Origin of the sequence: Maribacter sp., assembly GCF_016744255.1 — a bacterium.
Classification (GTDB): Bacteria; Bacteroidota; Bacteroidia; order Flavobacteriales; family Flavobacteriaceae; genus Maribacter_B.
The window spans coordinates 1-7412 of record NZ_JADGES010000135.1 but is presented as its reverse complement, the minus strand read 5'-3'; the positions used below and the strand labels follow the sequence as shown (position 1 = coordinate 7412).

Sequence of the window (7412 nt, the reverse complement as noted above, 5' to 3'; positions counted from 1 at the left end):
AGTTTTAGACTATAATTAAGAAATCACATTGATTTTAGATTAACTATTAAATACAAACCATTAACTAAGAAAAGCCCCCTGATCTTAAAAACAAAAAAATCATATGTCAGTACAAATTGAAGATTCAGAATTAGTAAGAGATTATATTAGTGGCGATGAAAAAGCACTAGAAGTATTAATCAATAGACACAATCAACGTATTACTAGTTTTATCTATTCTAAAGTATTAGATAGAGATATTACAGAAGATATATTTCAAGATACCTTTATTAAAGTAATTAAAACATTAAAAAAAGGTACATATAGTGAAGAGGGTAAATTTTTACCATGGGTTATGCGTATATCCCATAACTTAATAATAGATCACTTTAGAAAGAACAAAAGAATGCCAATGTTCGAGGGGAGTGATGATTTTAATATCTTTTCTGTTATTGGGGACGACAAGTTAAATGCAGAAAAACAACTTATAAAAGATCAGATTAATTCCGATTTAAGAATATTAGTAGAAGAATTACCAGACGATCAAAAAGAAGTTTTATTAATGCGTATCTATAAGGATATGAGCTTTAAAGAAATTTCAGAGAACACTGGAGTGAGCATAAACACTGCTCTAGGAAGAATGCGTTATGCATTAATTAACCTTAGAAAAATAATAGAGAAAAATAATATAGTACTTACGGCGTAACATTTGCCAAAGTGAATAAACAATATTTCTAATTTAGTAGCGTTATCCCTGTATAACAATATTAGAAATATGGAAAAAATTTACTTTGAGTACCAAAAAAAATTCAGTCCGGTAAAGGCAAGTACAGAAACTATAGAATTTCTAATAAGTTATTCTAGAGCACTTTATACGGTAAAACATGATGATTTAAAGTTTAATATCATCTTAAACTAAAATACAAAGCCCGTTATTTACGGGCTTTTTTATTTTTCATATATTCGTTTAGAACCGTTTTTCTTCCAATAGTTTTAGTAATTATATCTTTTTCTAAATTCCACCCTCTGGCTGGGCTATATTCTCGACCATACCAAATAATTTGCAGGTGTAAATCGTTCCAAATTTCTTTAGGGAATAAGCGCCTAGCATCTTTTTCTGTTTGCACTACATTTTTTCCGTTAGTTAATCCCCATCGATACATAAGTCTGTGAATATGTGTATCTACAGGAAAAGCAGGGATTCCGAACGCTTGCGACACTACTACACTAGCCGTTTTATGACCAACAGCAGGGAATGTTTCTAGTATTTCTAGTTCTTTAGGAACAATACCATTATGATTCTCTACTAGCATTTTAGAAAGCCCAAAAATTCCTTTTGCTTTCATAGGGGAGAGGCCAACAGGTTTTATAATTTCTCTTATTTCTTCCACCGATAATTTTATCATATCATACGGATTGTCGGCTTTTGCAAAAAGTAAGGGTGTAATTTTATTAACTCTTACATCGGTACTTTGTGCAGACATAAGCACGGCAATTAATAGCGTATATGGGTCTTTATGGTCTAATGGTATAGGAATAGTGGGATATAATTCTTTTAGCGTGTTAATTACAAACGGAACCTTTTCCTTTATTGTCATAATTGGTTTATTTTTATGCAAATATCTATGGATATAAAACTAATTAAAATTGTGTATGAAAACATTAAAAGTAGGAGATAAAGTTCCAAGTTTTTCTTCTAAGGATCAAGATGGAAATACGATTAATTTATCCGATTATATAGGGAAGAAACTAATCGTCTTTTTTTACCCTAAGGCAAGTACACCAGGATGTACTGCAGAGGCGTGTAATTTAAGAGATAACTATGCCGAATTGCAAGGGCAGGGGTATGAGTTGTTAGGAGTAAGCGCGGATTCGGAAAAAAGACAAGCCAAGTTTAAAGATAAATATGAATTTCCTTTTCCGCTACTAGCAGATGAAGACCATACGGTAATTAATGCTTTTGGAGTTTGGGGACCTAAAAAATTTATGGGACGTGTGTATGATGGTATTCACCGTAAGACTTTTAAAATAGATGAAAAAGGAGAAGTTACTTTAGTAATTGATAAAGTGAAAACTAAAGATCATGCTGCTCAGCTCTTAGATATGTAAAATAATAAAAAAGCATCAGAATTTTCTGATGCTTTTTTATTGTACGTAAGAGAAACTTATTTTTATTCCTTTTCTTCTGGGTTATCCTTACGTTGAAAAAGCTGTTTTTCTTTTATAATTTCAGGTAAACCGGCAGGTAGCATTTCTTCCCAACCTTCTTCATTGTTTATAATTTTTTTAAGTACGTCTCTAGAGAAAATATCCATAATTTCTGGGTCGTAATCAAAAATATCCATTACTTTCCCATTGTACTTAAAGAACTTGTATAGCTCTTTCATTCTTGGGTGTACCTTAACATTGTTACTGGTCATAATCTGTCCAGTCTCTGTGTTTTTCATAGGGTACAAATACACTTGTAAGTCTTTAAAGAATAATTTACCAAAGGCTTCTAAAATACCACCACTTAGGTGTCTATAGTATTTTTCATCAAAAATATCAACTAGGTTATTAACCCCCATTGTAAGGCCAATTCTTGCCTTAGTATAATTATTAAAATATTCTACCAGACGGTAATATTCTTGGAATTTAGATATCATTACGGTATGCCCTAAAGAACAAAGTAATTGCGCTCTATCCATAAAATCTTGCTCATCTATTTCTCCAGAAGCTTTTAAGTTGGATAGTGTAATTTCAAAAATTACGATGGTCTTTTCTTCGTTGACCATTTTATCTCGTATAAAAATGTCATACGATTTTTTAAACATATCCTCGTTAACCTTGGTTACAGGTCTAAAGCTACCTCTAAGGGCAAGAATATTCTTTTTGTATAGAATAGCGGCTGGCAATAAGTTATTTCCATCAGGGCCGAACATAACAGCATCTGTCATGTCGTTTTTAATAAGCTGCAAGCTCATTAAGCGGTTATCTACATTTTTAAAGTTTGGACCAGAGAAATTAATCATATCAATCTCTATGGTGTCCTTATCTATATGGTCGTATAAATATTTTAATATTTTTTTTGGCTTATCATATTTGTAAAAAGCACCATAAATTAAATTAACTCCTAGAGTTCCTAATGTTTCTTGTTGTAAACGGGCTTCATTTTGTTTAAAACGAACATGTAGTATAATTTCATCGAATTCTTTTTGTTCAGGATCTAGTTGAAAACGAATTCCAACCCAACCATGACCTTTATAGCGTTTAGAAAAATCTATAGTAGCAACGGTATTCGCATAAGAGAAAAACAAACGCTCGGGATGATTTTCTCTACTAATACGTTCTTCCATTAAACGCATTTCACTATTCAACATAGTTTTTAACCGTGGTTGCGAAACGTATCTTCCGTCTTGTTCAACACCATAAATAGCATCACTAAAATCCTTGTCGTAAGCACTCATTGCTTTTGCAATGGTACCAGAGGCGCCACCTGATCTAAAGAAATGTCTGGCAGTCTCTTGGCCAGCTCCAATCTCTGCAAAGGTTCCGTAAATGTCTGGATTAAGGTTTATACGCAAAGTTTTTGCTTTGGTAGAAGGAATATTTTCAAAAGCATTATCCCTTTTAAGAACTGAAGCCATTTTGTTGTTTTAGTTTTGGCAAAGTTAGAAAGATTGGGTAATCTATTAAATAAATATGTTATAAATTTGAAATAAATACAAGATATATTGAAAATCACTTTTTTGGGCACGGGAACATCACAGGGAATTCCTGTTATAGGGAGTACACATCCGGTATGCTTAAGTAGCAACCCAAAAGATAAAAGATTACGAGTTTCGGTATTAGTTTCCTGGGATGACTATAATGTTGTGGTAGATTGCGGGCCAGATTTTAGACAACAAATGCTTACCAATCCTATTTCTAAATTAGATGCGGTATTGTTTACGCATGAACATTCGGATCATATAGCTGGATTAGATGATATACGACCATTTTTTTTTAGACAAGGAGATATTCCTATTTACGCCCATGAAAGGGTTGTTAAGGCCTTAGAAAAAAGGTTCGATTATATTTTTGCTAATGAAAACAAGTATCCAGGAGCGCCTGCTGTAACTGTAAATAAAGTTGTAAATAACATTCCTTTTACTCTAGGTAACTTACGTATTGTTCCTGTAGAAGCATATCATAACAGATTGCAAGTTTTTGGGTACAGATTTAGAGATTTCACCTATTTAACGGATGTTAAATCGATAACAGAGCAAGAAATAGAAAAAATTAAAGGAAGTAAAGTTTTAGTAATTAATGCTTTACGGGAAGAAGCACATCATTCTCATTTTAACTTAGAGGAAGCATTGGCCTTTATAGATAAGGTAAAACCCGAAAAGGCATATATTACCCATATTAGCCACTTGTTAGGTTTTTATGAAGAAGTGGAAAAAAAATTACCAAAAAATGTACATTTGGCGTACGATAACCTTGTAATAAGCATTTAATAAATTTGTTTTATGAAAAATAAACTCATCCTATACTCTTCTATATTCTTTGCATTAATAGCTTTATATCTATTTGTTAGTGGCGATAAAATGGCAGATTCGTATGAGGATAAAATTAAAAAACAAGAAAGTATTGTAGAACAACTAAAGGATTCCGTACAAACTACCACACTTAAGGCATTAGAAATGCAGTATTTTTCTTTAGAAAATAATGATGATGCTTTGGCTTATTATGATCATTTAGGTGTAAAAGACCCTTCGAGCTATATTGCCGACAAATTATTAGAAACTAATGAGTCTAAAGGAAACAATCCATTAGTTCCTTATGAGGGAATGGAAAGTGATTTTAAAATAAACAAAATTAAAATTTTAAACCATAAATGGATTATTGCAGACTTTTCGGATGGAAAATACTGGGGAGAAGTTTTAATAAAATATGAGCTCAAAGACGATCTAGGGGTAGACTTTTCTCTAATAGATCATCTCTTATATACCCGCAGTAATTAAATTTTATCCGTTAGCCACTTTTTAAAAGAGTAAAAGTTTTGTGGAGCAACTCCATGACCAACAGGAAACTCTTCGTATGCATGGTTAATGCCTATTTTATCTAGAAAAGCTGGGGTTTTTTGAGCCCATTCCAAAGGAATAACCTGATCTACAGATCCATGAGAAGCATAAATATTTAAAGAGGTATGATCCTTTTTATTATAATTTTCTTTTAGAATAGATTCATTAATATAACCACTTAAAGCAATTACATTTTTTATCTTTTCAGGATAAGATAATGCAACGGCGTAGCTAAGTATTGTACCTTGACTAAAACCTAAAAGTGTTATGTTGTCTGTATCTAAATGGTATGTTTTACAAGCTTCATCAATAAAATGTACTATTTTTTCTCTAGATTCCTTTGCTTGTTCATCATCACTCCATTTTCCTTTTTCTGCATCAAAATTAATAGCATACCAAGCATTACCTTGGGGTGGCATAGGGTAGGGAGCTCTAACAGATATGATACAAAGTTGTTCGGGTAATTCAGGAGCAAAAGAAAATAAATCTTCTTCATTACTACCATAACCGTGGAACATAAAAAGAACAGGAATTTTTCCTCCCGTTAATGAGGATGGTTTTATTATATGTTCTAAAGAAAGCGGAGCAGTTGTCATATTATTGAATAAAAGTGAACCATTTTTGAAAGTAAGGCCCCAATACAGGAACCGATTGTTTTTTGTCTGTAATAGCGCCTATAAAACCATATCCCCATAGAACAATATAAAATACATAAAGGCCATACCAAGCATATTCATTAAACCATTGGCTTAAAAATAAAGCAAAACCTAAAAATGTTATATGTAGCCCAAAAGCTTGTCTGGTATGGAATCTAGCAAATTCGTGTTTAGGCTCCATATTCATGCTTAGAGCAATTAAAGCTCCAACAATTGTAAAATATGCGGTTATGGCGGTGTTTTTTCCTTCTGGCATTCTAGTAATTTTTGGCAAGGTATAAATTTTGATACAAAAAAAGAGGAGCAATCAGCACCTCTTTTTTTATTTTCTAAACAGTTAAAATAATTTTAACCAATATTACCAATAACTGGTAATTTTTCGTCTTTAAGATTATTTGCATTCATAGCTCCTAATACCATAAGAACTAAGGGTATATAAGATAGGTAGCTTAATAAAGCTATACCTGTAACAGATACAAGAATTCCTACGGATACAGAAATTATGACTCCCAGAATAAAAATTCTTAAAGATTGTCCAATATGAAAAGTTACAAATTCATTTTCTTTATCACCTCTGGTAGAAAAATAAGCTATTAGTAATCCGATAACTGTAATATAGCTAACAATAGCCATTGTTTTACCTTGTTCTTTTGTACTTTGATCCATAATATTTTTAGTTTTATTAGTTGGTTAAAAAAGATAAAGATAATTAAAATTGAATATCATTATTAGCAATAATACCATATACTTTTCCTTTATGCTCTTTTTCTATATAAACAGAGTTCTTACTTGTAGAAACACTGCCTTCTATTTTTAGCTTAAAAGTTTCTTCGGGGTTAAAAAGCGTAAGACATGCTTTTTGTCCTTCTTTTAATACCGGTGTTTCTAAGCCATATCTTTCTCTTCCTTTGGTTAAAAGAGCAATTGTTTTTTCTGTGTTGAAGATTAAGTTTAATATTCCAAAAGCGCTTTCTAAACCAATGGTACCATAGGAGGCATTGTCAAACTCTACTTTTTTGTTTTCAATGTTTATAGGTGTATGGTCCGATGTTACAAAATCTATAACACCATCTATAACACCTTTAATTAATGCTTTTATGTCCTTAGATGTTCTTAAGGGCGGTAATACCTTGTAATTAGTATCAAAATCATGCAATACATCATCACTAAAAATAAGATTATGTATGGCTACGCTACAAGTAACATTAAGACCTTTTTTCTTAGCTTCAGCAATTAGTTTTACAGCGTTGGCTGTAGATATGGTTGGTATATGTAATTTTCCACCAGCGTATTCCAATATAAATAAATCGCGTACTATTTGTAATTCTTCTGCTAGTGCAGGTATTCCTTTTAATCCAAGTCTAGTACTTACAGGGCCTTCGTTTACTTGTCCTTTTCCTGCAATCTTAGTGTCTAAGGGAAAAGAATATACAAGTCCATCAAAGCTGTCTGTATATTGTAAAGCAATTTTTAAAAGATTAGGATTCTTTATTGCTTTTTTAGAATCGTAAAACCCTACAGCTCCAGAGTTTTGCATATCAAACAGCTCGGCTAATGCTTCTCCTTTTGCTAGGTTGGTTAAACATCCAAGAGGATGTAAATTAACACTGTTATTTTGAGCAGCATTCTTTAGAAAAACAATATCAGAACTACTATCTGGAACAGGGGTAGAGCTTGGGTTTAAAACAATATCTGTAAACCCACTTTTAGCGGCAGTTAATAAACCATTAGC

The 7412-nt window shown here is 32.1% G+C and carries 11 protein-coding genes; 5 read left to right on the top strand and 6 right to left on the bottom strand.

Annotated elements, in window-relative coordinates; all coding sequences use genetic code 11:
- The first annotated feature begins 103 nt into the window (after positions 1–103).
- Both QZZ51_RS15555 and QZZ51_RS15550 read left to right on the top strand, forming a co-directional pair.
- Positions 104–685 carry a sigma-70 family RNA polymerase sigma factor gene (locus QZZ51_RS15555; RefSeq protein WP_291871328.1) on the top strand — a complete coding sequence of 194 codons (582 nt, stop codon included), beginning with the start codon at positions 104–106 and terminating at the stop codon, positions 683–685.
- A gap of 69 nt (positions 686–754) precedes the next feature.
- Positions 755–898, top strand: a complete 144-nt coding sequence (locus QZZ51_RS15550) for a hypothetical protein (RefSeq protein ID WP_291871327.1) — start codon at positions 755–757, stop codon at positions 896–898.
- A 13-nt stretch (positions 899–911) separates the two neighbouring features.
- Here QZZ51_RS15550 and nth read toward each other — a convergent pair whose 3' ends face one another.
- The gene (gene nth, locus QZZ51_RS15545) at positions 912–1577 is read right to left on the bottom strand and encodes an endonuclease III (RefSeq protein ID WP_291871326.1); all 666 of its coding nucleotides are present in this window, start codon (positions 1575–1577) and stop codon (positions 912–914) included.
- Positions 1578–1632: 55 nt separating this feature from the next.
- Between nth and bcp the strand changes: the two genes are divergently transcribed.
- Positions 1633–2088 (top strand): thioredoxin-dependent thiol peroxidase, encoded by a 456-nt coding sequence (bcp, locus tag QZZ51_RS15540; protein ID WP_291871325.1) that lies wholly within the window; start codon positions 1633–1635, stop codon positions 2086–2088.
- Between the two features lie 62 nt (positions 2089–2150).
- On the opposite strand, the gene QZZ51_RS15535 is transcribed toward bcp, so the two are convergent.
- Positions 2151–3605, bottom strand: coding sequence for a TonB-dependent receptor (locus QZZ51_RS15535; RefSeq protein WP_291871324.1), 1455 nt, complete (start codon positions 3603–3605; stop codon positions 2151–2153).
- A gap of 87 nt (positions 3606–3692) precedes the next feature.
- Here QZZ51_RS15535 and QZZ51_RS15530 point away from each other — a divergent pair, with 87 nt between their 5' ends.
- Positions 3693–4457 (top strand): MBL fold metallo-hydrolase, encoded by a 765-nt coding sequence (locus QZZ51_RS15530; protein ID WP_291871322.1) that lies wholly within the window; start codon positions 3693–3695, stop codon positions 4455–4457.
- A gap of 12 nt (positions 4458–4469) precedes the next feature.
- Positions 4470–4964, top strand: coding sequence for a hydrolase (locus tag QZZ51_RS15525; protein WP_291871320.1), 495 nt, complete (start codon positions 4470–4472; stop codon positions 4962–4964).
- Here the strand turns inward: QZZ51_RS15525 and QZZ51_RS15520 are convergent.
- The 4 genes from QZZ51_RS15520 to QZZ51_RS15505 form a co-directional block, all read right to left on the bottom strand.
- The gene (locus tag QZZ51_RS15520) at positions 4961–5620 is read right to left on the bottom strand and encodes an alpha/beta fold hydrolase (RefSeq protein ID WP_291871318.1); all 660 of its coding nucleotides are present in this window, start codon (positions 5618–5620) and stop codon (positions 4961–4963) included. The two genes, QZZ51_RS15525 and QZZ51_RS15520, sit on opposite strands and share 4 nt — an antisense overlap.
- A 1-nt stretch (position 5621) precedes the next feature.
- On the bottom strand, positions 5622–5936 hold the full coding sequence (locus tag QZZ51_RS15515; RefSeq protein WP_291871316.1) for a hypothetical protein: 315 nt from the start codon (positions 5934–5936) through the stop codon (positions 5622–5624).
- Between the two features lie 92 nt (positions 5937–6028).
- Positions 6029–6346, bottom strand: a complete 318-nt coding sequence (locus QZZ51_RS15510) for a DUF4870 domain-containing protein (RefSeq protein WP_291871314.1) — start codon at positions 6344–6346, stop codon at positions 6029–6031.
- Between the two features lie 43 nt (positions 6347–6389).
- Positions 6390–7412 (bottom strand): dihydroorotase (locus QZZ51_RS15505; RefSeq protein ID WP_291871312.1); only part of this gene is annotated, 1023 nt, incomplete at its 5' end.

Bases quoted from the DNA above. Each gene is read 5' to 3' on its own strand.
- bcp (WP_291871325.1), top strand. From the start codon at position 1,633: ATGAAAACATTAAAAGTAGGAGATAAAGTTCCAAGTTTTTCTTCTAAG.
- QZZ51_RS15550 (WP_291871327.1), top strand. From the start codon at position 755: ATGGAAAAAATTTACTTTGAGTACCAAAAAAAATTCAGTCCGGTAAAG.
- nth (WP_291871326.1), bottom strand. From the start codon at position 1,577: ATGACAATAAAGGAAAAGGTTCCGTTTGTAATTAACACGCTAAAAGAA.
- QZZ51_RS15525 (WP_291871320.1), top strand. From the start codon at position 4,470: ATGAAAAATAAACTCATCCTATACTCTTCTATATTCTTTGCATTAATA.
- QZZ51_RS15520 (WP_291871318.1), bottom strand. From the start codon at position 5,620: ATGACAACTGCTCCGCTTTCTTTAGAACATATAATAAAACCATCCTCA.
- QZZ51_RS15555 (WP_291871328.1), top strand. From the start codon at position 104: ATGTCAGTACAAATTGAAGATTCAGAATTAGTAAGAGATTATATTAGT.
- QZZ51_RS15535 (WP_291871324.1), bottom strand. From the start codon at position 3,605: ATGGCTTCAGTTCTTAAAAGGGATAATGCTTTTGAAAATATTCCTTCT.
- QZZ51_RS15510 (WP_291871314.1), bottom strand. From the start codon at position 6,346: ATGGATCAAAGTACAAAAGAACAAGGTAAAACAATGGCTATTGTTAGC.
- QZZ51_RS15515 (WP_291871316.1), bottom strand. From the start codon at position 5,936: ATGCCAGAAGGAAAAAACACCGCCATAACCGCATATTTTACAATTGTT.